At 65.3% G+C, this 25,148-nt stretch carries 23 protein-coding genes; 10 read left to right on the top strand and 13 right to left on the bottom strand.

Going from position 1 to position 25,148, the window contains the following annotated elements; genetic code table 11:
* Positions 1-62: 62 nt before the first annotated feature.
* From ppx to WI560_RS17540, 4 genes are all read right to left on the bottom strand, one after another.
* On the bottom strand, positions 63-1,565 hold the full coding sequence (ppx, locus tag WI560_RS17555; RefSeq protein WP_375304199.1) for an exopolyphosphatase: 1,503 nt from the start codon (positions 1,563-1,565) through the stop codon (positions 63-65).
* Positions 1,566-1,580: 15 nt separating this feature from the next.
* On the bottom strand, positions 1,581-3,773 hold the full coding sequence (locus tag WI560_RS17550) for an RNA degradosome polyphosphate kinase (protein ID WP_375308862.1): 2,193 nt from the start codon (positions 3,771-3,773) through the stop codon (positions 1,581-1,583).
* A gap of 150 nt (positions 3,774-3,923) precedes the next feature.
* A complete protein-coding gene (locus tag WI560_RS17545) occupies positions 3,924-4,601 on the bottom strand; it encodes a chromosomal replication initiator DnaA (protein ID WP_375304198.1) in 678 nt (225 codons plus the stop codon).
* Positions 4,602-4,725: 124 nt separating this feature from the next.
* Positions 4,726-5,268 (bottom strand): CDP-alcohol phosphatidyltransferase family protein, encoded by a 543-nt coding sequence (locus WI560_RS17540; protein ID WP_257180347.1) that lies wholly within the window; start codon positions 5,266-5,268, stop codon positions 4,726-4,728.
* A 157-nt stretch (positions 5,269-5,425) separates the two neighbouring features.
* On the opposite strand from WI560_RS17540, the gene purM reads away from it, so the two are divergent.
* On the top strand, positions 5,426-6,499 hold the full coding sequence (gene purM, locus WI560_RS17535; protein WP_375304197.1) for a phosphoribosylformylglycinamidine cyclo-ligase: 1,074 nt from the start codon (positions 5,426-5,428) through the stop codon (positions 6,497-6,499).
* A complete protein-coding gene (gene purN / locus WI560_RS17530) occupies positions 6,499-7,152 on the top strand; it encodes a phosphoribosylglycinamide formyltransferase (RefSeq protein WP_375304196.1) in 654 nt (217 codons plus the stop codon). The genes purM and purN overlap by 1 nt, the downstream gene beginning before the upstream one ends.
* Before the next feature lie 92 nt (positions 7,153-7,244).
* On the opposite strand, the gene WI560_RS17525 is transcribed toward purN, so the two are convergent.
* On the bottom strand, positions 7,245-7,451 hold the full coding sequence (locus tag WI560_RS17525; RefSeq protein ID WP_008551638.1) for a cold-shock protein: 207 nt from the start codon (positions 7,449-7,451) through the stop codon (positions 7,245-7,247).
* Between the two features lie 370 nt (positions 7,452-7,821).
* Between WI560_RS17525 and WI560_RS17520 the strand changes: the two genes are divergently transcribed.
* Positions 7,822-8,979: an autotransporter outer membrane beta-barrel domain-containing protein gene (locus tag WI560_RS17520; protein WP_375304195.1), complete on the top strand. Its 1,158-nt coding sequence runs from the start codon at positions 7,822-7,824 to the stop codon at positions 8,977-8,979.
* An 18-nt stretch (positions 8,980-8,997) separates the two neighbouring features.
* Here the strand turns inward: WI560_RS17520 and WI560_RS17515 are convergent, their stop codons facing one another.
* The gene (locus WI560_RS17515) at positions 8,998-10,038 is read right to left on the bottom strand and encodes a LysR family transcriptional regulator (protein WP_375304194.1); all 1,041 of its coding nucleotides are present in this window, start codon (positions 10,036-10,038) and stop codon (positions 8,998-9,000) included.
* A 71-nt stretch (positions 10,039-10,109) separates the two neighbouring features.
* Between WI560_RS17515 and WI560_RS17510 the strand changes: the two genes are divergently transcribed.
* The 5 genes from WI560_RS17510 (at position 10,110) to WI560_RS17490 (ending at position 13,735) form a co-directional block, all read left to right on the top strand.
* On the top strand, positions 10,110-10,727 hold the full coding sequence (locus tag WI560_RS17510) for a hypothetical protein (protein WP_375304193.1): 618 nt from the start codon (positions 10,110-10,112) through the stop codon (positions 10,725-10,727).
* Positions 10,714-11,334 (top strand): GNAT family N-acetyltransferase, encoded by a 621-nt coding sequence (locus WI560_RS17505; RefSeq protein ID WP_028136800.1) that lies wholly within the window; start codon positions 10,714-10,716, stop codon positions 11,332-11,334. The genes WI560_RS17510 and WI560_RS17505 overlap by 14 nt, the downstream gene beginning before the upstream one ends.
* 25 nt (positions 11,335-11,359) lie before the next feature.
* Positions 11,360-11,923 carry an isochorismatase family protein gene (locus WI560_RS17500; RefSeq protein ID WP_375304192.1) on the top strand — a complete coding sequence of 188 codons (564 nt, stop codon included), beginning with the start codon at positions 11,360-11,362 and terminating at the stop codon, positions 11,921-11,923.
* 30 nt (positions 11,924-11,953) lie between these two features.
* Entirely contained in the window at positions 11,954-12,124 is a 171-nt protein-coding gene (locus tag WI560_RS17495; protein WP_375304191.1) for a hypothetical protein, read from the top strand.
* A 228-nt stretch (positions 12,125-12,352) separates the two neighbouring features.
* A complete protein-coding gene (locus WI560_RS17490; protein ID WP_375304190.1) occupies positions 12,353-13,735 on the top strand; it encodes an aspartate aminotransferase family protein in 1,383 nt (460 codons plus the stop codon).
* Between the two features lie 164 nt (positions 13,736-13,899).
* Here the strand turns inward: WI560_RS17490 and rnd are convergent, their stop codons facing one another.
* The gene (gene rnd, locus WI560_RS17485) at positions 13,900-15,048 is read right to left on the bottom strand and encodes a ribonuclease D (protein WP_375304189.1); all 1,149 of its coding nucleotides are present in this window, start codon (positions 15,046-15,048) and stop codon (positions 13,900-13,902) included.
* 351 nt (positions 15,049-15,399) lie between these two features.
* The gene (locus WI560_RS17480; protein ID WP_375304188.1) at positions 15,400-16,296 is read right to left on the bottom strand and encodes a LysR family transcriptional regulator; all 897 of its coding nucleotides are present in this window, start codon (positions 16,294-16,296) and stop codon (positions 15,400-15,402) included.
* A gap of 100 nt (positions 16,297-16,396) precedes the next feature.
* On the opposite strand from WI560_RS17480, the gene WI560_RS17475 reads away from it, so the two are divergent.
* Entirely contained in the window at positions 16,397-17,386 is a 990-nt protein-coding gene (locus WI560_RS17475; protein WP_375304187.1) for a zinc-dependent alcohol dehydrogenase family protein, read from the top strand.
* A 76-nt stretch (positions 17,387-17,462) separates the two neighbouring features.
* Here the strand turns inward: WI560_RS17475 and WI560_RS17470 are convergent, their stop codons facing one another.
* The 5 genes from WI560_RS17470 to WI560_RS17450 form a co-directional block, all read right to left on the bottom strand.
* Positions 17,463-18,794, bottom strand: coding sequence for an ABC transporter substrate-binding protein (locus tag WI560_RS17470; RefSeq protein WP_375304186.1), 1,332 nt, complete (start codon positions 18,792-18,794; stop codon positions 17,463-17,465).
* An 11-nt stretch (positions 18,795-18,805) separates the two neighbouring features.
* Positions 18,806-19,675, bottom strand: a complete 870-nt coding sequence (locus WI560_RS17465) for a carbohydrate ABC transporter permease (RefSeq protein WP_375304185.1) — start codon at positions 19,673-19,675, stop codon at positions 18,806-18,808.
* Positions 19,672-20,622, bottom strand: a complete 951-nt coding sequence (locus tag WI560_RS17460) for a carbohydrate ABC transporter permease (protein ID WP_375304184.1) — start codon at positions 20,620-20,622, stop codon at positions 19,672-19,674. Before WI560_RS17460 ends, WI560_RS17465 begins: the two co-directional genes overlap by 4 nt.
* A 1-nt stretch (position 20,623) precedes the next feature.
* Positions 20,624-21,472, bottom strand: a complete 849-nt coding sequence (locus WI560_RS17455; RefSeq protein ID WP_375304183.1) for a phosphodiesterase — start codon at positions 21,470-21,472, stop codon at positions 20,624-20,626.
* 202 nt (positions 21,473-21,674) lie between these two features.
* Positions 21,675-23,147: a YdiU family protein gene (locus WI560_RS17450; protein WP_375308861.1), complete on the bottom strand. Its 1,473-nt coding sequence runs from the start codon at positions 23,145-23,147 to the stop codon at positions 21,675-21,677.
* Positions 23,148-23,343: 196 nt separating this feature from the next.
* Between WI560_RS17450 and aspS the strand changes: the two genes are divergently transcribed.
* Positions 23,344-25,116 (top strand): aspartate--tRNA ligase, encoded by a 1,773-nt coding sequence (gene aspS / locus WI560_RS17445; protein WP_375304182.1) that lies wholly within the window; start codon positions 23,344-23,346, stop codon positions 25,114-25,116.
* The last annotated feature ends 32 nt before the right edge of the window (positions 25,117-25,148 follow it).

Below are 25,148 nucleotides of genomic sequence, written 5' to 3'. Positions count from 1 at the left end.
GACCGGATGGCTGTTGCTGATCGAAGAACCCAGCCGCTCGCTTGACGCATTGTTGCGGTTCGTCAGCGCCGCACGATCGAGCCGGTGCGGCCAATGAGGCGGGCGAGCTGGCGGAAGCGGCTGCCGACGCGGTCGGCGACGAGGTCGCCGAGGCGGTGCTCGAACACCAGCATCAATTTACGTCCCTGGCTGCGGAAATGCGTGGCGGGCAAGACACCCGGACGCGCCGCCGAGATCAGATGCGCGACACGGAACGCAGCGCCCAACAGACGCGCGCGTTCGAGCTGCGCCGGCGTCAGCAGCTCCTGCGTGGTGAGCGGCGGCTGATTTTCTTCGCTGAGCCCCGCATAGCGATAGAACACCGACAGGCCGACGAAGGCGCGCTCGGTGTGGGTGATCGCGCCGAAATTGCCGTTGACGACGAGGCTCAGCGTCTGCTCGCCGCGGTGATCCGGATGCACGCGCCAGCCGATGTCGGACAAGAGGCAGGCGGTGTGGCGCAGTCGTCGGTCCTCCTCGGTTTCACGCAGCTTGACCACGCGCACGAGGCGATCGGTCCAGGCGATCAGCTCGTGGGCGTGCCTGGCCGAGCGCGACAGCAGCTGGTTCAGCTCCTCCGCGGCGCAGATCAGGCCGTCCTTGTTGCGTTCCGCCTCCGCCAGCTTCTCGTGCAGCAGGCCCTCGCGCACGCCGAAGGTCGAGAACACGATAGTCTTGGGCTTCGCGACCCGGATGATGTGCTCGAGCACCAGTGCCGCATAGGTGAGGAGGGGGCGGCGGGCATCGGCGACGCTCTCGATGTCGGCGAGCATGTTTGCGGCCGCGAGGCGACGCAGCCTGCGGGAGAAGTCGAGTGCTTCCGCCGCCGACAGCGAATAGCCGTGCATCACCTGGAGCGGATAGCCGCTCTGGATGATGTGAATGCGCGCGAGCGCGCGCCAGGTGCCGCCGACCGCGTAGAAGGTGCGGCCGCGGCCCGCCGTGAGCTGCGGCACCTCGTCGAGCTCCTCGCGCACGATGCGGTCGGCGCGCTTGAGTGATTTGTGCGCGAGATCCTGCAGCGCGAGTCCGCCGAGCGGCAGCGTCACGCCGCTGCGCACGCTGTTCTTGCGCACGTCGATCAATTCGAGCGAGCCGCCGCCGAGGTCGCCGACGATGCCGTCGGGATGATGGATGCCGGAGATCACGCCGAGCGCCGACAGCCGCGCCTCGCGCGGGCCCGACAGGATCTCGATGTCCACGGCGCAGATGCGTTCGGCCTTGGCGATGAAATCGGCGCCGTTGGAGGCGTCGCGGCAGGCTGCGGTCGCGATCGCGAACACGCGCCCGACCTGCATCACGCGGCACAGGGCGCGAAAGCGCTTGAGCGAGGTCAGCGCCTTGTCGACGGCGTCGGGGGCGAGCAGGCCGGTGCTCTGCACCTCGCGCCCGAGACCGCACAGCGTCTTCTCGTTGAAGATCGGAATGAGGCTCCGCGCCAGCGCCTCGTAGACGACGAGACGGACCGAGTTGGAGCCGATGTCGATGACCGCGACGCTCGAGCCGCGCTTGCGCGGCCGCTTCACGTCGGAAATCCCGGATCAGGATTGATGGCGTTCGTTCCGGCGCGTGAGACGACGCGGCGAGGATTCCTTGAGCGACTTTCCACGGCCAGACAGACTCGGATTTGTCATGAAGTAGTTGTGGACGTTGAAAGGCTCCTCGCCTTTCGCGGTCTTCATACGCGTTGAGGACCCATCCGGCAACAACTGCCAGCTCTGCTCGTTGTCTTTCAGGTTGGCGACCATGATCTGTTCGAGAACCTGCTGATGCACCGTCGGATTTTGCAGCGGGCACAGCACCTCGACGCGGCGGTCGAGGTTGCGCGGCATCATGTCGGCAGAGGAGATATACACAGCCGCCTTGGCGCTCGGCAGGCCTTGGCCCATGCCGAAGCAGTAGATTCGGCCGTGTTCCAGGAAGCGGCCGATGATCGACTTGACGCGGATGTTCTCGGACAGGCCGGGAATGCCGGGGCGCAGGCAACAGATGCCGCGCACCACGAGCTCGACCTGCACGCCCGCCTGCGAGGCCTCGTAGAGCGCGTCGATGATGTCGGGGTCGACCAGCGCATTCATCTTCATCCAGACCGCGCCGTGCCGGCCGTGCCGCGCATGCGCGGTCTCGCCCTGGATGTGCTCGATGATGCGCTTGCGCAGGGTGAGCGGCGACACCGCCATCTTTTCCAGATCGCTCGGCGCGGCGTAGCCGGTGATGAAGTTGAACACGCGCGCGGCATCGCGGCCGATGGTCGGATCCGAGGTGAAATAGGAGAGGTCGGTGTAGATGCGTGCGGTGACCGGGTGATAATTGCCGGTGCCGGTATGAACATAGGTGGTGAGGCTGCCGCCCTCGCGGCGCACCACCATCGAGAGCTTCGCGTGCGTCTTCAGCTCGAGGAAGCCGTAGACGACCTGCACGCCGGCGCGTTCGAGGTCGCGGGCCCAGCGGATGTTGGCTTCCTCGTCGAAGCGCGCCTTCAGCTCGATCAGCGCCGTGACGGACTTGCCGGCCTCGGCGGCTTCAGCGAGCGTGCGCACGATCGGCGAGTTGTTGGAGGTGCGGTAGAGCGTCTGCTTGATCGCAACGACGTCGGGGTCGCGTGCGGCCTGCTGCAGGAACTGCACCACAACGTCGAAGGATTCGTAGGGGTGATGGACGACGAGGTCCTTCTGCCGAATCGCGGCAAAGATGTCGCCGCCGTGCTCGCGCACGCGCTCGGGGTGGCGCGGCACGTAAGGGGTGAATTCGAGATCGGGACGGTCGAGGCGGGTGAGCTGCGAGAGCTCGTTCATCGCCTGCACGCCGTCGACCAGGAAGACCTCGTCATCGGCGGCAGAAAGTGCGTGCTGAACGAAGCTGCGCAGCTGCTCCGGCATCTTGGCGTCGATCTCGAGCCGGATCACCGACCCGCGGCGGCGGCGCTTCAGTGCCGTCTCGAACAGGCGGACGAGGTCTTCCGCCTCTTCCTCGATCTCGAGCTCGGAGTCGCGGATGATCCGGAAGGCGCCCTGGCCGTGCAGGTTATAGCCGGGGAACAAGCGGTTGATGAACAGGGCGGTTGCCTGTTCCAGCGAGATCAGCCGAACGATCTTGCCGTCGGCCGGCAGGCGGATGAAGCGGTCGATCTTGCCGGGCATGCGGATCAGCGCGTTCATCTGCTTGCCGTCGGCAGCGCGCGTGAGCTGGAGCGCGATGGTGAAGCCGAGGCTCGGGATGAACGGGAAGGGGTGGGCCGGGTCGATTGCCAGCGGCGTCAGCAGCGGGAACACGTTGTTGAGGAAGTAGTCCTCGATCCAGGTCCGTTCCGCCTTGCTGACATCCTTGCCGTCGACCAGCACGATGCCGACATCGGCCAGCGTGCCGCGCAGGTCGCGCCAGATCGCCTGCTGGTCGGAGGCAAGCTCGGACACGGTGCGGTTGATCAGCGCGAGTTGCTCGGACGGCGTCAGGCCGTCGGGGCTGCGTTCGGCAATGCCCTCGCGCACCTGGGCCTTGATACCGGCGACGCGGACCATGAAGAATTCGTCGAGGTTATTCGCCGAAATCGACAGGAATCGCACCCGCTCCAGCACGGGGTGGCTGGAATTGACGGATTCCTCCAGGACGCGGCGGTTGAAATGCAGCCAGGAGAGCTCGCGATTGATGAATCGTTCGGGGCTGGCCGCGATCGCCGGCAGGCCTTCGGCCTCCGGAATTTTCTCTTTTATTTCAATGGCTTGCGCAGAGTCCATCAGAAGTCGGTCCATCCTGTCTCGCCTCACTTTGCGATCTATGCGCAAAACCCGCGGGAGCATGTGTTACAGCGATGACGTTTCGATGACATTGATGTTCCGCCGCTTGGCGGCGTCAAGCGGGCTCCGCGACTCCCGGGCGGGCGAGCGTCAGGCGTCCCGCAGCAGCTCGGCGGCCAGCGCCCTGGTGACGGGACGGCCGAGCCGCAGGGCCTCGCTGTCGAGCAGTTCCACGGCCTGGCGGGCGGCGGCCGAGGACCGCTCCAGGCGGGTGGCGAGATAGCCGACCACGCTCTCGTCCACATTGAGCTGGCGGTCGGCACAGAATTTCAAGATCAGACCGCGGAAGAGCTGGTCGTCCGGGGGCAGCAGCGTGACCACAGGCACGGCGCGCAGGCGCGAGCGCAGGTCGCGAAGCTCGATTTCGAGCGCGGCCGGCACCTCGCGCCCGGTGAAGAGCACGTAGGCGCCGTCCTCGCGGGCAAGGTTCATCAGGTGGAAGAGGGCGCGCTCGTCGAAATCGCCCGCCCGGAGATCCTCGACCACCAGGGCGCCGGTGGCGAGCGCGCCCGGAACGCCGGCGGCCGTCAGGACGTTGGCCGCAGCCGAGCGGGCGCCTGAGATGTCGGCCCAGATCGCGGCGAGGTGGCTCTTGCCACTGCCTTCGGGGCCGGCGAGCCACATGATCCGGTTCGGCCATTCCGGCCAGCTGTCGATCAGGGCCACGCCGGCCGCGTTGGCGGGGCCCTCGAGGAAATTGTCCCGGCTGAGGCTCTCCGCATGCGGAAGCGTAAACGCCAATTGTCGGGGATGGACGCGGCCTGCCACGCTTGCTTTGCTCCTGCCGGCGCGCCGGCCCGTTTGAAGAGAAATGCGACTTGATCGAGCGGAATTGGCCTCTTGCGGGGCCGCTTCCGCTCCCACCCCGTCCGCTCTCACTTGTCGTCCGCTCTCACTTGGCCTCGATCGTGCTCATGTGCCGCAGCCACCCGACGAGATAGAGCGACACCGACGTGAGCGTGAAGACCGTGACGAGGCCCATCAGGATGATATCATAAGGAGCCGGCTTGAAGCCGAAGGCAAGTGCCGCCAGCACCAGCGCCGCGAACGCCACCTGTGCCACCGTGTTGAGCTTGGACACTTTCGACGGCTTCATCTCGACCGGCCGGTCGAACAGCCAGGATATGATCACGGCGGCGACGATCATGATGTCGCGCGAGACCACCAGGATCACGATCCAGCGCGGGATCGCGCCCCAGATGCCCAGCGCCATGTAGATCGAGACCAGCAGGGCCTTGTCCGCGAGCGGGTCGAGCAGGGCCCCAAGCTCGCTCGTCATGTTGAAACGCTTGGCCAGGAAGCCGTCCACGGCGTCGCTGATACCGGCGATCAGGAAGACGGCGAACGCGACCTCCATTTGGCTCGACACGATGGCCCAGACGATGATCGGGACCAGCATGATGCGGCCCAGCGTAATGATGTTCGGAATACTCACGAAAGCGCTTCCCGGCACCCGGTCTACCTCGAAATCCGGCCCCTCGGGAGGCTGAACCGGTTGATATCTCTACATAGTATATGGCGGTGCGCCACGCGAGCCATTGCGTGTCCCCGGAATTCGACGTAACCAGCCGCAACCCCACTGGAAATCGGGCATGACCGACCGCAAAAACGGCCTCACTTACGCCGATTCAGGCGTCGATATCGATGCGGGCAACCGCCTGGTCGATCTGATCAAGCCGATGGTGCGCGCCACGGCGCGGCCGGGGGCCGATGCCGAGATCGGCGGCTTCGGCGGCCTGTTCGACCTCAAGGCGGCCGGCTTTAAGGATCCCGTCCTCGTGGCCGCGACCGACGGCGTCGGCACTAAGGTCAAGATCGCGATCGAGACCGGGCTGCACGGCGGGATCGGCATCGACCTCGTCGCCATGAGCGTCAACGATCTCGTGGTGCAGGGTGCCGAACCGCTGTTCTTCCTGGACTATTTCGCCTGCGGCAAGCTCGACCCCGAGGCCACGGCTTCGATCGTCGCGGGCGTCGCGGAAGGCTGCCGCGAATCCGGCTGCGCCTTGATCGGCGGTGAGACCGCCGAGATGCCCGGCCTCTACAAGGACGGCGATTACGACCTCGGCGGCTTTGCCGTCGGAGCGGCGGAGCGGGGCACGCTGCTGCCCCGCAAGGACATCGCGGCGGGCGATGCCGTGATTGGCCTTGCCTCGTCGGGCGTGCATTCCAACGGCTTTTCGCTGGTGCGCAAGATCGTGGAACAATCCGGCCTCGGCTTCGCGGCGCAGGCACCGTTCGCACCCGTGATGACGCTCGGCGGCGCGCTGCTGACGCCCACACGGCTCTACGTCAAGTCCTGCCTGCGCGCGATCCGCGAGACCGGCGCGGTGAAGGGCCTTGCCCATATCACCGGCGGCGGCTTCACCGACAACATTCCGCGCGTGCTGCCGAAGGACCTCGGCGTCGGCATCGACCTCGCGCGCCTGCCGGTGCTGCCGGTGTTCAAATGGCTGGCGGCGCAGGCCGGCATTGCCGAGCTGGAGATGCTGCGCACCTTCAATTGCGGCATCGGCATGATCGCGATCGTCGAGCCTGACAAGGTCGATCAGGTGATCGAGGTCTTCACCGATGCCGGCGAGACCGTGGCGCAGCTTGGCACCGTGATCCCGGCCGAGGGCGAGCACCGCGTCGTCTATAACGGCCATCTCGATCTGGCGCTGTGATGAAGCGCCGCGTCGCCATCCTGATCTCCGGCCGCGGCTCCAACATGGCCGCGCTGATCAGGGCCGCAAGCTCGGCGGATTTCCCGGCCGAAATCTCGCTCGTCATCTCGAACAAGGCCGATGCGCCCGGGCTCGAACGGGCCAAGGCGGCGGGCGTGAGCACGCTGGTGATCGAGAGCAAGCCGTTCGGCAAGGACCGCGCCGGCTTCGAGAAGGTGCTGCAGGCCGCGCTCGATGAGCACGGCATCGAGCTGATCTGTCTCGGCGGTTTCATGCGCCTGTTCACGGCCGAATTCACCAAGGCCTGGTACGGACGGATGCTCAACATCCATCCCTCGCTGCTGCCGTCGTTCCCCGGCCTCGATCCGCACGGCCAGGCCTTGCGCGCCGGCGTCAAGCTGTCGGGTGCCACGGTGCACTTCGTGATCCCCGAGACCGATGCCGGCCCGATCGTGATGCAGGGCGCGGTTCCCGTCAGCGATCACGACACGGGAGATACGCTGTCGGAGCGCATCCTCGAGGTCGAGCACCGCATCTACCCCGAAGCGCTGCGGCTGCTCGCGACTGGCAAGGTCCGGATCGAGGGCGATGTCTGCAAGACCGATGGAAGCGGGCCGTCGGAGAATTTTTTGGTTTCGCCGGTGGTGAGCTGAAGCCCCGCCCCCGCAGCGGTCTCCCCAAACAAAATCCCCCGGCAGAGCCGGGGGGCCACGTCATGGTCTCTCGCGCTTCACGCCGAGAGACATCAGGAGACCTTGAGGTTCTCCGCGGAGGATTTGCCGCGGTTCTCCACGAGGTCGTATTCAACCACCTGGTTTTCGTTGAGGGTCGAGAGTCCAGCGCGCTCGACGGCGGAGATGTGAACGAACACATCCTTGTCGCCACCGTTCGGCTTGATGAACCCATAGCCCTTGGTCGGGTTGAACCATTTGACGGTGCCCTTTTGCGGCATCGCTAGTCTCCTCCACTAGATACAAAAAAGACGCGGCCGCTTTTCGCGTGCCACGCCACAAACGGGCTTCCGAAGTCTGTTCGAGTCTTGAGGCGCAATGTCGCGAAACGCACAGTCGAGCGGCCAATTCCGATTGTGTCCGATATTGCAACATGAAAATCGCGCGTTAGCAAGCAGAGCGCGAATTTCAAGGGCAGGCAGGCCGGACCGATCTGCAATTTCCGACCTGTGGCTGCGGAACCACAATCGAGGCAATAGCCTGCGTGCCGGCATGCTAAGCGGTTGACCCTCCGGAGCAGTTCGGCCCAAATCGCGGCTTGCGTGCGCGTTGCATCTTGCGCGTCGCCATTGGCTTTCGGGATTTGTCGTCATGTGCTGCACATCGCAGCCCTCCGGGACACGGCAGACGATCGGGCGTGGCCGCGTCGGCAGGGTCGCGGCCGCGATCGCGATGGCGCTTGCGATCGTCGTGATGATGTCGGCCATGTCGCCAGTCCTGGCGCAAAGCCCGACGCCCACGCCGACCCCGACACCCACGCCGTCACCGACCCCGATCCCGACGCCGACATCGACCAATTACGACCAGTCGGTCCGCAACGGCGCACTCAATCTCGGCTCCAGCTTCCTCGAGCGGCTCGGCAACCAGGCCTCGGGTGGTTTCAACCGGGCGTTCCGGACCAATCCCGGCGGCGGCGGCGCATCGGCGAGCACGGAAGATCCGCGCTATCGCACCTGGGTCGAGGGCTACGGCATCTCGGTGCGCACCGACGCGCAAGGCGACTTCGTCGGCGACAAGCGCAAGACGGTTGGCGGCGTCGCCGGCTTTGGCGCGCGCGTTGCGCCGGGTGTCAATCTCGGCTTCTCGGTCGACCAGAGCCACACCGATGTCGACGTGCCGCTGGCGCTGCAATCGGCGACGCTCGACCTGACGCAAATCGGTTTCAGCGGCTCGGTCGACAAGGGCCCGTGGACCTGGGCCTTCGCCGTGGTGCACGGCTTCGGCAAGGTCCGCTCCAGCCGCGACACCGGTCTCGGCCTTGCGACCGCGGGTTATCGCGCGGCGATCGACGGCGCGCTGACCGAGATCAGCTATTACTGGACCCAAGACCAGATGCGGGTCGTTCCCAAGGGGGCGTTGGAATATGTGCGCGCCACCAGCGCGGCGTTCCAGGAGACCGGCGGGCTCGATCCGCTCAACGTCGGCTCGACGGCGCTCGCGCGCGCACGCGTCATGATCGGGGCCGAGATCGGCCGCTACTTCGTCATCGACCAGAAAATCCTCGACCTGTCCGCCTACGGCAAGTTCGTCGACAATTTTCACCAGGATCTCGGCTCGATCCAGGTCAGCCTGGGAACCCAGAACATCGTCGTTCCCGGCATCGGGGAGAGCCGCTATGGCGCGGATGCCGGCGCCTCGGCTTCGCTCAGCCTGACCAGCGTGGCGCGGCTCTACGTCAATTACGACGGCAAGTTTCGCAACGAGCTGACCTCGCACCAGGGCACGGTCGGCTTCGAGTACAAATGGTGAGCTTAGGCTCGTCGGCGCTCAAGCCGGCGTCGTGGCGACATATCCCGTCAGCCCAAATCCCTCGCGCGCGGCCGCCATCATCGGCACCAGCGCGTTCGGATGGATGAACTCGTCGCGGAAGCAGGGATAGGTTTTGGGATCGAAGATCTTCTTCAGCCAGTCGACCACGATCTTGTGGCGCTCGGAGGCGCGGAACTCCTTGTGATAGGTGAGCCAGAGATCGGCGTGGTGGCTGACGCCGAGATCGACGGCGATCAGCGGCGCGCCGAGTGCGATCGAGACCGTCGGCAGGAAGCCGATGCCGGCGCCGCGTTCGACGGCATAGAGCACCCCGACCGAGGAATTGGTCTTGATCCCGACGATGCCCTCCAGCGACTTCAGTCCGAGCACGCGGGCGTAGGCGCCGTCGTCGACCTGCGGTGCGCTCTGCTTGATGATGCGGTGGTCCTTCAGCTCCGCAAGGGTTGCCGGTACTCCGTAGAGGCTTTCGTACTCCTTGGAGACGAAGGGATAGATGTGCAGGCGGCCGAGCTTGGTGACGATCAGGTCGGGATTGGTCGGCGGCTCGAGCTGGATCGCGATGTCCGATTCAAGCCGTGCGACGTCGGCCTGCTCCATCGCGCAGCGCAGATCGACGGTGATCCTGCGGTAGGTCTTCTGGAAGTCGATCAGTCGCGGCAGGATCCAGAAATTGCCGGGCCCTTCCGTCACCGCGACGCGCACGGTGCCCGAGGTGTCGTTCGACGATCGCGATGCGCGCCGGAAGACGTTGAAGGCATGACGCTCCATATGCGCAACGTCGGCGATCATTGCTGTGCCTTCATCGCTGAGCGTGAGCCCGCTCTGGTCGCGCAGGAACAGCTTGCAGCCGATGCTCTCTTCGAGCCGGTCGACCCGGCGCATCAGCGTGGTCGAGGTGAGCCCGAGTTCCTCGGCGGCGTTGCGGAAACTTTTATATTTTGCGCATGCTAAAAACAGTTTCAAATCGTCCCAGGACGCATCCAGGGCCTCTTCACCGTGCTGCGTCATCGCAGCACCCCGGTGCAATAACTGGGGCATACTCCTGATCTCCAGCCGCTAAGCTCCTCGGCGTAGCGGGGCACGAAAGCCTCGAACGATAGAGGCGTGATATGGGTATGGAAAGGGGCTCGTTTGCCGCAAGGCATGATTTCGATGCCTTGCCGCTGAGCCCGGATGTGGACGTCCGGTGCGCGCAATCTTCCGAAATAGCCGCGCTGGCGCAGATGGCGCACCGGCTGGTGCCGGGCGTGCGGATCGGAGCGGAAGAGCTTGCGCGATACGCCACGTTCGATCCCCAGAGCATTCTGACGTTCAGCCGAAAAGGCCATCTCGTCGGCGGCATGGCCTTCCTGTTTCTCAATGACCGCGGGCATGATGCGCTGCTGCTCGACGAGATCTGCCTTACCGCGCCCGAGACGCGCTATCTCGCTTCCGCGAAGGAAGACGTCGCCGCCATCTACATCTGGGCGATCGCGGCGACGGGGCGGGGCATTGCCGGTCTCGGCAAGGCGGCGGCACATCTGCGACAGCTAAGGTTTCGCGGCGCGGATTGCTATGCGCAGCCGTCAACGGTGGCCGGACGCAACATCATGAGGGCGACCGGCTTTGCACCGGTCCCAAGCTTCCAGCCCGACCTCTGGTGCTACGAGCGGCCCTGGCATCGGCAGCCGATGAGCATGCCGGGCGCAATCATTCAAGCAAGGAGTTTTGCAGATGCACGGTACTAGGATTCCCGTCGCCAAGCCCAGTTCCCGCGCCATCACCATCCGCCTTGCGCGAGATCCAAACGATCTCATGCTGGTCACCGCCATTCGCTCCGCGGTCTATCTCGCCGAGCAGGATTGTCCGTTCGAGGAGGAGTTCGACGGCAACGACATGGTCGCGGCGCACTTCATCGGCTTCGTCGGCAACGAGCCTGCGGGCTGCCTGCGGGTGCGCTTCTTCGGCGATTTCGCCAAGGTGGAGCGGCTCGCGGTGCGGCACCAATACCGGCGCTCGCGCGTCTCGTTCAAGCTGGTGCAGGCCAGCGTGGACTACGTGAAGCGCAAGGGATTTCGCAAGATCTACGGTCAGGCGCAGGACAGGCTGGTCGATTTCTGGGCGCATTTCGGCGCCAAGCCGCTCGGCCATAATCGCAAGATCACCTTCTCGGATTTTTCCTACACGGAGATGCTGCTGGAGATCGAGCCGGGCCCGGACGCGATCACGCTGGACAGCGATCCCTATGTGATCATCCGTCCCGAGGGCGATTGGGACCGGCCGGGCGTGCTCGACGCCTCGGCGGGGCGGGCGGTGACCTCACCGCTGCGGGACCTCGCGCTCGCCGACCGCTGAAACTGGTGCAGCTCGGCGCAACATAATGCTGGCTTCCATCCACGACGATCCGCCGATCCTGGTCTGCGCGGATCTGCAGATCGAATATCTGACCCCAGGGCGCCGCCACGTCATCCTCGACGGCGACGGCGCCATGGCGCGCTGCCTGGAACTCCTGACGCTGTGGCGCGGCAATCTGTGGCCGGTGATGCACCTGAAGCGCATCGCGCAGGCCGCCTGGTTCAATCCGGCATCCAGGCTGACTGATTGGATCGCGGAGATGAAGCCGCGGCCGGGGGAACTGACGTTCGAGCACCCGCTGCCGTCCGCCTACAGCTCGTCGCGGTTTGTGGACTACATGTCCAATATCCGCAATGTGCGCTGCATTCTGGTCGGGTTTTCCCTGGACGAGACGATCCTGGCCACCGCCGCCGACGGGTTTCACCGCAGCCATCGCTACCAGGTCGTCGCCGACGCCGTGGCTTGCCGCCAGCCGGGCACGGGCGATGCCGCCGCCTATAAGCATGCGGTAGTGAATGTGGTCGGGAATTTTGCTACAATCCAGTCTAGCGCCGAACTGATCAGAACCAGCGGCGTCGTTGCGGTGTAGGCGGCCGCAACCGGCGGATGGGGTGCGGGATTGTCACGGGGAGACGAGCTCAAGGAGCTGGCCAGCGACCTGTCGCATGCCGCCGAGAAGGCGCGCAGGCTTGGTCTGCCGACGACGGTCTATCTGCTGTCGATGGCGCTGGTGGAGGTGAGGGAAGCCGCAGCCGGCGCCGACGACGGGCATGACGACGGCGCGGCGTGAGAGCGGCCCCCCAGACGTTATGACATGCGGTCTGCGATGTGGCGTTCCGTGATGTGCCGCTCCGTGATGCGCGGCTTTGTCGTCTGCGGCTTTGTGCAACGCTGCTGAGCGCTTGCTGCCGGCGAATTGGCGTTGCAAGTTCTGCGCTGTCGCAATAGCCAAGGGACTGATCATCGAGTGATGACGCCGGCTATGCCTGCGACGTGACGCTTTCAAGGATCCTCGCAAATGTCCATGCTGCCCAATTCGCAAGAGGCCCGGGATGTGGCCTATCAGCTCCATCCCTACACCAACGCGCGCACGCATCAGCAGGCCGGTCCCCTGGTGATCGAACGCGGTGATGGTCCTTACGTCTTCGATGCGTCGGGCAAGCGCTATTTCGAGGCGATGGCCGGGCTGTGGAGCGTCGGGCTCGGCTTCAACGAGAAGCGGCTCGTCGAGGCGGCGCACAAGCAGATGCAGGCGCTGCCGTTCTATCACACCTTCTCCGCCAAATCGCACGGGCCCTCGATCGATCTCGCCGAGAAGCTGGTCGCGCTCGCGCCGGTTGCGATGAGCAAGGTGTTCTTCACCAATTCCGGCTCGGAAGCCAACGACACCGTGTTGAAGCTGATCGCCTATCGCTCCAACGCGCTCGGCCAGCCGCAGCGCAAGAAGGTGATCAGCCGGATGCGCGCCTATCATGGCGTCACCATCGCCTCCGCCAGCCTCACGGGCCTGCCGAACAATCACCGCTCCTTCGACCTGCCGCTGCCGAACATTCTGCACACGGGCTCGCCGCACTTCTACAAGGACGGCGCCGCCGGCGAGAGCGAGGAGACGTTTGCGACGCGCCGCGCGGAGGAGCTCGACGCGCTGATCCAGAAGGAAGGGCCCGATACGATCGCGGCGTTCTTCGGCGAGCCGGTGATGGGGGCGGGCGGCGTCGTCGTGCCGCCGGCGACCTATTGGGACAAGATCCAGGCGGTCCTGAAGAAGTATGACATCCTCCTGGTCGCCGACGAGGTGATCTGCGGCTTCGGCCGCACCGGCAAGATGTTCGGTTGCGAGACCTATGGCATCAAGCCGGATGCGATCGTGGTCTCCAAGCAGATCACGTCGAGCTATTTCCCTCTCTCGGCGATCATCATGAACGACCGCATGTTCGAGCCGATCGCGGACGAGAGCAACAAGATCGGCGTGCTCGGCCACGGTTTTACCGCCGGCGGCCATCCGGTCGGCTCGGCGATCGCGCTGGAGAACCTCAAGATCATCGAGGAACGCGGCTTGGTCGCGCATGCGGCCGAGCTCGGCGCTTACATGCAGGGCCGTTTGCGCGAGCTCACCAGCCATCCGCTGGTCGGAGAGGTCCGCGGCGTCGGCATGATCGCGGCGATCGAGCTCGTGCTCGACAAGGGGCGCAAGACGGCAGCGGCAACGCCTGGCGCGGTCGGCGGCATTGCCAGCCGCATGCTCCAGGAGCGTGGCGTGATCTCGCGCAACATGCTGGACGCCATTGCCATCTGCCCGCCGCTGATCGTCAACAAATCCCACATCGACGATCTGGTCGCCGCGATCTCGGGCGTGCTGGACGACATGAAGGCGGAAGTCGCCAAGCTGACGCCGGCGTAGAGCAGCATTGGAGATGGTGGACCCTCACCCTGAGGAGCGCGCACGTTGCGCGCGTCTCGAAGGGCGAGGCCACCAGCCGGGCCTTCATCCTTCGAGACGCGCGTTCCGCGCTCCTCAGGATGAGGATCCGGCTCTGCCGCCGCTGTGACGATCGTGCTGGCCGACTACGCCCGCTGCACCCCGATCACGCGCCCCTTTTCGATCGCCAGCGCCAGCTCGCCGCGCTTCAGCTTGAGCGCGGCATCGCCGAACAATTCGCGGCGCCAGCCGCGCAAGGCGGGCACGTCGGCCTCGTCGTCGGCCGCGATCTCCTCGAGGTCGTCGACCGTCGCGATCACCTTGCTGGCGACCGCGTGGCGCTCGGCGGTCATGCGCAGCAGCACCTTCAACAGCTCGACGATGGCGGCGCCGTTGGAATTGTTGCGCGGCTTTTCCAGCTTCGGCAGCGTCGCAAAATCCCGCTTGAGCCCGCGCTCGACCGCGGCGACGATGTCCGCGCCCCATTTGGATTTCTCGAACCCTTTCGGCACCGAGCGCAGATGGGCGAGCTTCTCCAGCGTGGTCGGCGCGTGGGTGGCGATGTCGGTGATCGCCTCGTCGCGCAGCACGCGGCCGCGCGGCACGTCGCGGCTCTGCGCCTCCTGCTCGCGCCAGGCCGCGACCTCCATCAGCACCGCGAGATCCTTCGGCTTGCGCACGCGGGTCTTCAGCCGCTCCCAGGCCCGCTCGGGATGGAAGTCGTAGGTTCGGGGGGAGGTGAGGACCTCCATCTCGATGGAGACCCATTCGCTGCGGCGGCGCTTTTTGAGGTCGGCGTCGAGCGCGGCGAACACGTCACGCAGGTGGGTGACGTCGGATACCGCGTAATGCATCTGCTCCTTGGTCAGCGGCCGGCGCGACCAGTCGGTGAAGCGGTGGGTCTTGTCCGGACGGTGGCCGGTAACCTTCTCGACCAGGGCGTCGTAGGCGATGCTGTCGCCGTAACCGAGCACCATCGCGGCGACCTGGGTATCGAACACCGGGTGCGGGATGATGCCGGCCTGATGCCAGATGATCTCGATGTCCTGACGGGCGGCGTGGAAGACCTTCAGCACGCTCTCGTTGGCCATCAGCTCGAAGAACGGCTTGAGGTCGATGCCGGCAGCCAGGGTGTCAATGACGATGGCTTCCTCGGCGCTGGCCATCTGAACCACGCACAGCAGCGGGTAGTAGGTGGTCTCGCGCAGGAACTCGGTATCGACGGTTATGACGGGGTGCTTGGCCAGCCGGCTGCAGGCAGCCGCGAGGTCAGCGGTGGTGGTAATCAAATCCATGAACGGCCCATGACACTTGGTATCAGCCGTTCTGCCGAAAGTGCTGTGATGTCAAGGGGCTCGATGCGAATTCGAGCCTTGCATCGGGGCCGGAATCGCTTTTTCCGACGAAATTCCTATTCGTAACGGACCCGGTGCGAGGATTTGCGGGCGCAGGGCAGCGCCACCACGATCACGCACATGACGACCAGCGCCAGCCCCAGGAACTCGAAAACCAACAGATCCACGGCGAAATCTCCAGAAACATTGATAGATTTGTCGGGGGTATGTTGAGGGTCTGTTAATTCCAATGGTTACCGGCGGTAGGCGCATCCGGATGGTGGACGGGGGGTTAACGGCGGAAACCGTCCTTTATGTCATCAGCTTCGGCAGGGCTGCGGCCAAGGTATCCACGGCCACTCGGACCTTTGGCGGCAAGTGGGGTGAGCGCGGCCACAGCGCGTGGCATTCGTAGAGGAATTCTGGATGGCCGCTGAGGAGATGGATCAGCGCGCCGGTGGCGAGGCGCTCGCGGACCAGCCAGTACGGCAGCCAGGCGAGCCCCATGCCCTGCGTGGCGGCATCGGCAATCGCCTCGAGATCGTCGAGCCGTAGCCTGCCGGACGGCATGATCTCGCGCACGGACCCGCCTTGTGGAAACAGCCAAGGACGGACGTGCCCCGAGCGGCGATAGATGATCGCCTGATGTGCGGTGAGATCGTCGATCGATTTCGGCTTGCCGCTCGCCCGTAAGTACGAGCGCGCGCCGCACACCACCATGCGCTGGCTTGCGATGCGGCGTGCGATCACGCCGGACTGGTCGTCGAGATCGCCGGTCCGGATCGCAAGGTCGTAGCCGGCCTCGATGATGTCGGCGATCGGATCGCCGAAGGAGAGGTCGAGTTCGAGCCGCGGATGTTTTCGCGCGAGCTTCATCAGCAAGGGAGCGATGCAGTGCCGGCCTAGCAGGGCCGGCATGGTCACGCGCAGCCTGCCGCGCGGCTCGGACAATTCGTCGGCAACGACGGCATCGGCGGCGTCCGCTTCGAGCAGCACCACGCGACAACGCTCGTAATAGGCCTGCCCGGCCTCGGTCAGGCTCTGGCGGCGCGTGGTGCGGTTGAGGAGGCGGACGCCAAGCCGCTCTTCGAGGAAGCGCACATGCTTGCCGACCATCGGGCTCGACATTTCCAGGGCATCGGCCGCGGCCGCGAAGGAGCCGAGATCGACCGCCCGAACGAACACGGCCATGCTGGTGAGGCGGTCCACGATTGCAAACTCCTGGTTTCGACTGTTCGCCCGTTTCAGCGATTTATCCGCTTCTCCGGGGGCGGCATAGCTCCATTCAGTTCAACTGTTGGAGTGTCTCATGGCACGCGTCGTTCGCTTTCATCAACATGGCGGCCCCGCGGTGCTGCACCTCGAGACTGTCGAGGTTCCAGCGCCGGCAAAGGGCGAGGTTCAGATCCGGGTCAAGGCCCTCGGCCTCAACCGTGCGGAAGCGTTGTTGCGGCGAGGCACCTATATCGAGACCGCGAAACTCCCGTCGGGTCTCGGTCTGGAGGCGGCCGGGCTTGTCGAGGCCATCGGTGAAGGCGTGTCCGGATTTGCGCCGGGCGACGCCGTGAGCATCGTGCCGCCGATGTCGATGGTGCGATGGCCGGCCTATGCCGAGATCGCGACATTTCCCGCCGAACTCGTCGTGAAGCATCCGCCGGAGCTTTGCTTCGAGGCGGCGGCTGCGGTGTGGATGCAATTTCTGACAGCCTACGGCGCTCTGGTCGACATCGCCGGACTTCGGCGCGGAGACGTAGTCGCCATCACGGCGGCATCGAGCAGTGTCGGGCTTGCCGCCATCCAGATCGCGAACCGGGTTGGCGCTATCCCGGTTGCCCTGACGCGCACCTCGGCCAAGCGTTGCGCTTTGCACGATGCCGGCGCCGCCCATGTCATCGCCTCGGACGAAGAGGACATCCGATTGCTACTTGAGCGGATCGCAGGCTCAACTGGCGTCCGCGTGGTATTCGACGCGGTCGGCGGTCCCGCGTTCGAGCCGCTGACCGCGGCAATGTCGTCGGGTGGTATCCTAATCGAATATGGCGGGCTCAGCCCCGCGCCGACGCCGTTTCCGCTGTTCAGCGTCCTGACGAAGAGCCTAACGCTGCGCGGCTATCTGGTACACGAGATCATCAGCGATCCCCCGCGCCTTGCGCGGGCCAAGGCGTTCGTTCTCGACGGCTTGGCGGACGGCACGCTGAAGCCTGTTATCGCGAGGACGTTCAGGTTTGACGAGATCGTCGAGGCGCATCGCTTCCTGGAGTCGAACGAACAATTCGGCAAGATCGTGGTGACGATCTGAGCTCGCGCCATCCCAAAGCGCATTCGGCGCCCCGCATGACGGAGCGCCGAATGATCGTTTGCTGATGTCGGTCGCTTTACGGCAGCTTCAGCGAAGTCTCCGCATTGTACGGCTTCAGCGTCTCGTCGGCGGCCTTCTGGGCGGCGGCGAGGGCTTCCTTCGGCTGCTTCTTGCCGTTGAGGACCAGCATCACCTCGTCCTCGAGGTTCTTGCGCACGGGCACGGTCTTGTAGGTCGCAAACCATGGCTTGGCGACGTCGAGCTGCTCGACGGCGGTCTTGGCGTCGGGGTTCTTGTTCAGGAAGTCGACCATCTCGGGCGTCTTGTATGCCGCCATGTTGGGCGCGAAATAGCCGGTGGCGCGGCTCCACCAGCCGCTCTTCTCGGGCGAGGTCATCCACTTGATCAGCGTCCAGGCGGCCTTCTGCTTGTCGGCTTCGAGACCGGCCGGAACGATCAGCGAGGCGCCGCCGATCGGCACGGCGTTGCGGACGTTGCGTGGGATGAAGGCGACCTTGTAATTGAACTTGGCGTTGTCGCGCACGTAAGTGAGCGAGCCCGTCGACAGCATCATCATCGCGGCATTGCCCGAGATGAAGGAGGTGCTGACGGCCGGGCCGGGCGTTGCGCCGGGCGGGTGGACCTTGTGCTTGGCGACGAGGTCGTTCCACCAGGAGAGCGCCCCCAGCATCGAGGGCGTGTCGTAATAGACCTCGCCGCCGAACTCCTCGTTGTAATAGCGCCCGCCATTGCTCATGGTGAGCGTTTCCATCATCCAGCCGCAATAATCATAGGCGCAGGGGATCGCGATGCCCCATTGGGTCACCTTGTCGCCCTCGCGCTTGGTCAGCTTCTTGGCCCAGTCGGTGAGCTCGGCCCAGGTCTGCGGCGGCTTGCTCGGATCGAGGCCCGCTTCCTTGGCCTTGTCGGCATTGATGTAGAGCAGCGGCGTCGAATTGTGGAACGGCACGCCGTAGACCGAGCGGTTGATCACCGCATTGCCGTGCAGCGCGGGGAAGAACTGGCCGAGGAACTGCTCCTTGGTGGTGCCGTCGGCCTTGATCAGCGCGTCGAGATTGGTGAGCTCGTTCTCGATCTGCATGTCGAGCAGGAAGTTGGCCGACATGATCACGGCGGACGGCGGCTTGCCGGCCTTGATCGCGGCGCGCGTCTTGATCAGCGTGTCGTCGTAGGAGCCGGTGTAGACCGCGGTCGCCTTGATGTCGCGATGGGTCTCGTTGAACTCCTTGATCAGGGTGCCCATGTCGCGGGCGAGCTTGCCGTCGACCGGGACCGGGAAGAACAGATCGATCTCGGTCGGGCCTTCGGCCATCGCCGGGAAGGCGAGGGCGCCGGCCATGGTGCCTATCATGGCGAGGCCGAGTGCAAGCCTGCGGGAAAACAGCATCGAAGAATCTCCTATTTGATGCCTGAGGTGACGAAAGAGCTGATGAAGCGCTTCTGGAAGATCAGGAAGGTGACGAGCAGCGGGGTGATCACCATCAGCGTGCCGGCGGCGATGGTGCCCCAGGCCTGCGTGCCTTCGGCGGTCTTGGTGAAGACGGAGAGGCCGACCGTGAGCGGACGCTTGTCGGGCGAATTGATCACCATCAGCGGCCACAGGAAGTCGTTCCAATGGCTGGTCACCGAGATGATGGCGAAGGCCGAGAAGCTCGGCATCGACAGCGGCACGTAGATGTGGCGGATGCGCTGAATGAGGCTGGCGCCGTCGATCAGGGCGGCGTCTTCCAGCTCGGTCGGAATCGCCTCGAAGGCCTGGCGCATCAGGAAGGTGCCGAAGGCGGAGGCAAAGAACGGCATCATCACGCCGGTGAGCGTGTCGTAGAGACCGAGCTGCGCTACCAGCGAGAGGTTCGGCACGATCAGCAGCACCGGCACCAGCATCAGCTGCATCAGGAACAGGTAGAAGATCAGCGTCTTGCCGACGAATTTCAGGCGCGCGAAGGCAAAGCCGGCGAGCGTGATGGTGACGAACTGCACCAGCAGGATGCCAGCGCAGATGATCGTGGTGTTGAGCGTGTAGCGCGGGAAATCGCCGATCTCCCAGGCATCCCTGACCTTGTCGAGCGTCGGCTTCAGGCTCGGCATCAGCTCGGCCATGGCGTTGATGCCGTCGGAGGCCGGGCGCAGCGTCGCCACGACCATCCACAGGAAGGGAATGAGCCAGACGATCGCGAGCAGCACGGTCAGCAGAAAGCCGAGCTTCGGCGTGATCTCATTGCGGGTGGCGAGCGGGGCGTCCTTGGCGAGCCAGTCGATCAGCTTCATGACCCGCCCTCGCGGCTGGCCATGGTACGGAACGAGAGCGCGGTGAGGCCCATCAGCGCGGCGAGCGTCAGGAGGGTCGCGGCCGAGGCCTTGCCGATATCGTAATGCTCCACCGCCTGCTGGTAGATGTAGAACAGCACGAGATTGGTGGAGTTCGACGGCCCGCCCTGGGTCATGACGAAGACGTGGTCGACCTGCGTCACCGCGTTGAGGATCGCGATGACGGTGACGAACAGGAAGGTGGGCTTGAGCTCCGGCAGGATGATGTGACGCAGGCGCTGATAGGGACCCGCGCCGTCGAGATGGGCTGCCTCCATCACGTCCTCGGGCACCGCCTGGAGGCCGGCGAGGAAGAACAGCATGTAATAGCCGGCGTTCTTCCAGATCGTGATGACCATGATCGCGTAGAGCGCGACGTCGGGATCGCCGAGCCAGTTCGGCAGCACCGGAAGCAGCCGGCCGATGTAATAGTCGAGCAGGCCGACATTGGGCAGGAAGATGAACATGAACAGCGCGGAGGCCGCGACCATCGGGATCAGCACCGGCAGGAACAGCGCGGCGCGCAGCGCGCTGCTGACGGCGTGGGTGCGCGACAGCGCCAGCGCGAACAGTAGCGCCAGCGCGATGCTCGGGACCGCCGTGCCGACGGCGTAGACGAGATTGTTGACGACGGCGCCGGTGAAGGCGGGGTCGGCCGTCACCGCGCTGATATTGTCGAGACCGACGAAACGGACCGGCGCCTTCGGCGTCGTGCGCTGATACAGCGCATCGACGAACACGCGTCCCAAAGCGCCATAGGTGAACAACGCGAGGAAGACCAGCGAGGGCAGCAGCAGAAGATAGGCCGGCAGCGAGGCTTGGAAGCGGGTGGTGAGGCGCCGCAGGATGTCGAGGCGCGGCGCCGCCGAGGTCGCGACCGGGAGAGCCGCGGGTTCAGCGAGGCTCATCTCACCGTGTCGCGAAGTTGAGCGCATAGTCGCGGCCGTCCATTCCCGCGGGCGGCTCGAACGGGAAGCGCAGGCTTTCGTCGAGGAAGTCGTGGCTGTGCACGACGATGTTGTCGTCGTCGATCAGCACGACGCCATAGGCCGGCGGCTCGTGGCTGGCGAGGTGCGGCGCGCTCTGGTCGAGCTCGAACCAGACCTGGTGGTTGGTGCCGCGCAGTGTCGAGAACGGGATCTTGCCAAAACTGCCGAAGATCGGCCGGTGCACATGGCCGAAGAACAGGTGCCGGATGCGAGCGCGGTAGGGCGCGATCACCTCGGCGAACTCCGCGCTTTGCTTCAGCCCGATGTCGTCCATGGCGTGGACGCCAAGCGGGAAGGGCGGATGGTGCATGAAGACGACGAATTCTTGGTCGGCTGGCGCGGCCGCCAGCGTGCTCGCGAGCCAGCCGAGGCGCTTGGCACACATCTCGCCGGCGTGGCTGGTCTCGTCCAAGGTGTCGAGGAAGACGAACAGGCCGTGCTCGGTGGTCTTCGTGCCCTGCACGAAACCGTTGGCATCGCGCGGCGCGGCCTTCAGCGCCTCGAGGCAGATGACGCGGCGGTCGTGATTGCCGACCATGGCGATGTAGGGAATTGTCAGCGCGGCCATCGCTTCGGCGAAATTGGCATAGGACTCAGCCTCGCCCCAATGGGTGAGGTCGCCGGTCACCACCGCAAAGGCGGCGTCGGACTGATGCTGGTTGATGTCGGCAATCGCCGCATCCAGCCGGGCGCGCGGATCGAGGCCGTAGAGCGTCAAGCCGGGATTGGCGAGATGCGTGTCGGTGAGGTGGATGAATTTGAAGGGCATGGCGCTTGTCAGGATCGTTGGAGGACGGGCGCCTCCGGCAAGACGACCCTGACAGGCGGTTAGAGCGCGTGTGTTTCAGTTTGATGACAGCGGCTCCGGCGGGCGGGACGCGTCCACAACGCCTGCGCGACAGGGTTGGACCGCGCAAGGCGCAATCATGCCCTGGATCAATTAGAGATGGTGGTGCGCGGTCGAACCCGCCTCACGTCCCGCAGAACGTCTGCAACACCCGCTGGTCCGGCAGCGGCGGATCGGCATATGCCGCATATTCCGGCTGGTTCTCGAACGGCCTCGCCAGCACCTTAACCAATTCTTCGAACGGCGCGTAATCGTCGTCATTCACCGCGGCCTGGATCACGGCTTCGACGCGGTGGTTGCGCGGGATGAAGAGCGGATTGACGGCGTGCATGGCGGCCTGCCGCTCGGCTGCGCTCTGCGGCTCCAGCGCGATGCGCGCGCGCCAGCGTCCGGCCCATTCGTCGAAGGCGGCGGGCTCCATGAACTGGGCGCGCACGTCGGTGCCATCGTCGGCCGCGGCATCGCCGAGCTTGCGGAAGGTGAGGGTGAAGTCGGCCTGGTTCTTGGCCATGGCATCCAGCAGGTCCTGGATCAGCGCCTCGTCGCCGTCGCGCTCCGTGAACAGGCCGACCTTCCGGCGCAGGCCCGCCTGATAAGCGGCGCTGAACTGGTCGGAGAAGGCGCCGAGAATGTCCTGGGCTTCGGCGACCGCCTTTTCCTGCTCGTCCGCGAACAGCGGCAGCAGGCATTCGGCGAGCCGGGTCAGATTCCACAACGCAATGCGCGGCTGGTTGGCATAGGCGTAGCGGCCCATCTCGTCGATCGACGAAAACACCTGCGCGGGATTGTAGGCATCCATGAAGGCGCAGGGGCCGTAATCGATGGTCTCGCCTGAAATGGAGCTGTTGTCGGTGTTCATCACGCCGTGGATGAAGCCGACCAGCAGCCAGCACGCGACGAGGTCGGCCTGGCGCGCGACGACCGCCGCGAGCAGCGCGTGATAGGGCCGCTCCACCTCGCGCAGCTCAGGGTAATGTCGCGCAATGACGTGATCGGCGAGGGCGCGGATCGCCTCGGTGTTGCCGCGCGCGGCGAAGAACTGGAAGGTGCCGACGCGGATGTGGCTGGAGGCGATCCGGGTCAGCACCGCGCCGGGCAGCGCGGTCTCGCGGATGACGTGCTCGCCGGTGACGACGGCGGCGAGCGAGCGCGTGGTGGGAATGCCCAAAGCGAACATCGCTTCGCTGACGATGTATTCCCGCAGCACCGGCCCGAGCGCGGCGCGGCCGTCGCCGCGGCGGGAGAAGGGGGTCGGGCCCGAGCCCTTGAGTTGGATATCGCGCCGGACGCCCTCCCTGTCGATGACCTCGCCGAGCAGGATGGCGCGGCCGTCGCCGAGCTGAGGCACGAAATGCCCGAACTGGTGCCCGGCATAGGCCATGGCGATGGGATCGGCGCCTTCGGGAACCGTCTTGCCGGCCAGGATCGCCGCGCCCTCCGGCGTCTCCAGCAGGTCAGGATCGAGCCCGAGCTGGACCGCCAGCGGCCGGTTCAGCTTGATCAGCCGGGGGGCGGCGACCGGCGTCGGCGCGACGCGGGCAAAGAAGCTGTCCGGCAGCGCCGAATAGGAGTTCTGGAAGGGGAAATGCACCGTCATGGTCTCAAGATAGGGCTGGAACGCCTGATGGCAAAGGATCGGTCCCTGATAAGCCAAAAAGGGGCCCTCCGGGTCCAAAACAGCGCGTTCCCTTGGTTGCCGCCTCGGGCCTCGTCGGGTAAACCCTGCCGCAATCTCGGACCGGCCGTTTCCGGCGGTCCGATTCGACTCCTCAGACATCGATTTTGGGACGACCATGCATCGCTACCGGTCACATACATGCGGCGCGCTCCGCGAGAGCAACATCGGCGAGACGGTCCGGCTTTCGGGCTGGGTCCATCGCGTCCGCGACCATGGCGGCGTGCTGTTCATCGACCTGCGCGACCATTACGGCCTGACCCAGTGCGTGGTCGATCCGGACTCGCCGGCGTTCTCGCTGGCCGAGAAGCTGCGCTCGGAATTCGTGGTGCGGATGGACGGCAAGGCCCGCCGCCGCCCCGACGGCACCGACAATGACGACCTGCCGACAGGCAAGGTCGAGGTCTATATCAGCGAGATCGAGGTGCTGGGCCCGGCCGGCGACCTGCCGCTGCCGGTGTTCGGCGACCAGGAATACCCCGAAGACATCCGCCTCAAGTATCGCTTCCTCGACCTGCGTCGCGAAAAACTGCACCAGAACATCATGACGCGCGTCGCGATCATCAAGTCGATGCGCCGGCGCATGGAGGAGCAGGGCTTCTTCGAGTTCAACACCCCGATCCTGACCGCGTCCTCGCCGGAAGGCGCGCGTGACTTCCTCGTCCCGTCGCGCATCCATCCCGGCAAGTTCTACGCGCTGCCGCAGGCGCCGCAGCAATACAAGCAGCTGCTGATGATGTCGGGCTTCGACCGCTATTTCCAGATAGCGCCGTGCTTCCGCGACGAGGACCCGCGCGCCGACCGTCTGCCCGGCGAATTCTACCAGCTCGACGTCGAGATGAGCTTCGTCACGCAGGACGACGTGTTCGCGGCGATGGAGCCGGTCATCACCGGCGTGTTCGAGGAGTTCGCGAAAGGCAAGCCGGTGACCAAGGGCTGGCGCCGGATTCCGTTCGCCGAAGCCTTGCGCAAATATGGCAGCGACAAGCCGGACCTGCGCAACCCCATCGAGATGCAGGACGTCTCCGAGCACTTCCGCGGCTCGGGCTTCAAGGTATTCGCGCGCATGCTCGAGGATCCCAAGAACCAGGTCTGGGCGATCCCGGCGCCGGGCGGTGGCAGCCGCGCGTTCTGCGACCGCATGAACTCGTGGGCGCAGGGCGAGGGTCAGCCCGGCCTCGGCTACATCATGTGGCGCGAGGGCGGCGAGGGCGCAGGCCCGCTCGCCAACAATATCGGTCCCGAGCGCACCGCTGCGATCCGCGCGCAGCTCGGCGTCAAGGAAGGCGATGCCGCCTTCTTCGTCGCCGGCGATCCCGACAAGTTCTGGAAGTTCTCGGGCCTTGCCCGCAACAAGGTCGGCGAGGAATTGAATCTCACCGACAAGGAGCGGTTCGAGCTCGCCTGGATCGTCGATTTCCCGATGTACGAGTACAACGAGGACGACAAGAAGGTCGACTTCTCGCACAACCCGTTCTCGATGCCGCAGGGCGGCCTCGAGGCGCTGAAGGGCCAGGATCCGCTGACCATCAAGGCGTTCCAGTACGACATCACCTGCAACGGCTACGAGATCGCCTCGGGCGGCATCCGCAACCACGTGCCGGAAGCAATGGTGAAGGCGTTCGAGATCGCAGGCTACGGCGAACAGGAGGTGGTCGACCGCTTCGGCGGCATGTACCGCGCCTTCCAGTATGGCGCGCCGCCGCATGGCGGCATGGCCGCAGGCGTCGACCGCATCGTGATGCTGCTCTGTGGCACCACGAATCTGCGCGAGATATCGCTGTTCCCGATGAACCAGCAGGCCATGGACCTCCTGATGGGCGCCCCGTCGGAAGCGACGACCAAGCAGCTCCGTGAGCTGCATGTGCGGGTGAACCTGCCGCAGAAGTAAGTGGCGCGTGCCGTCCCCACAGCGTCATTGCG

This window comes from Bradyrhizobium sp. A11, from assembly GCF_042077125.1.
GTDB classification, from domain to species: domain Bacteria; phylum Pseudomonadota; class Alphaproteobacteria; order Rhizobiales; family Xanthobacteraceae; genus Bradyrhizobium; species Bradyrhizobium japonicum_B.
This window is presented reverse-complemented; position numbering and strand designations above follow the sequence as displayed.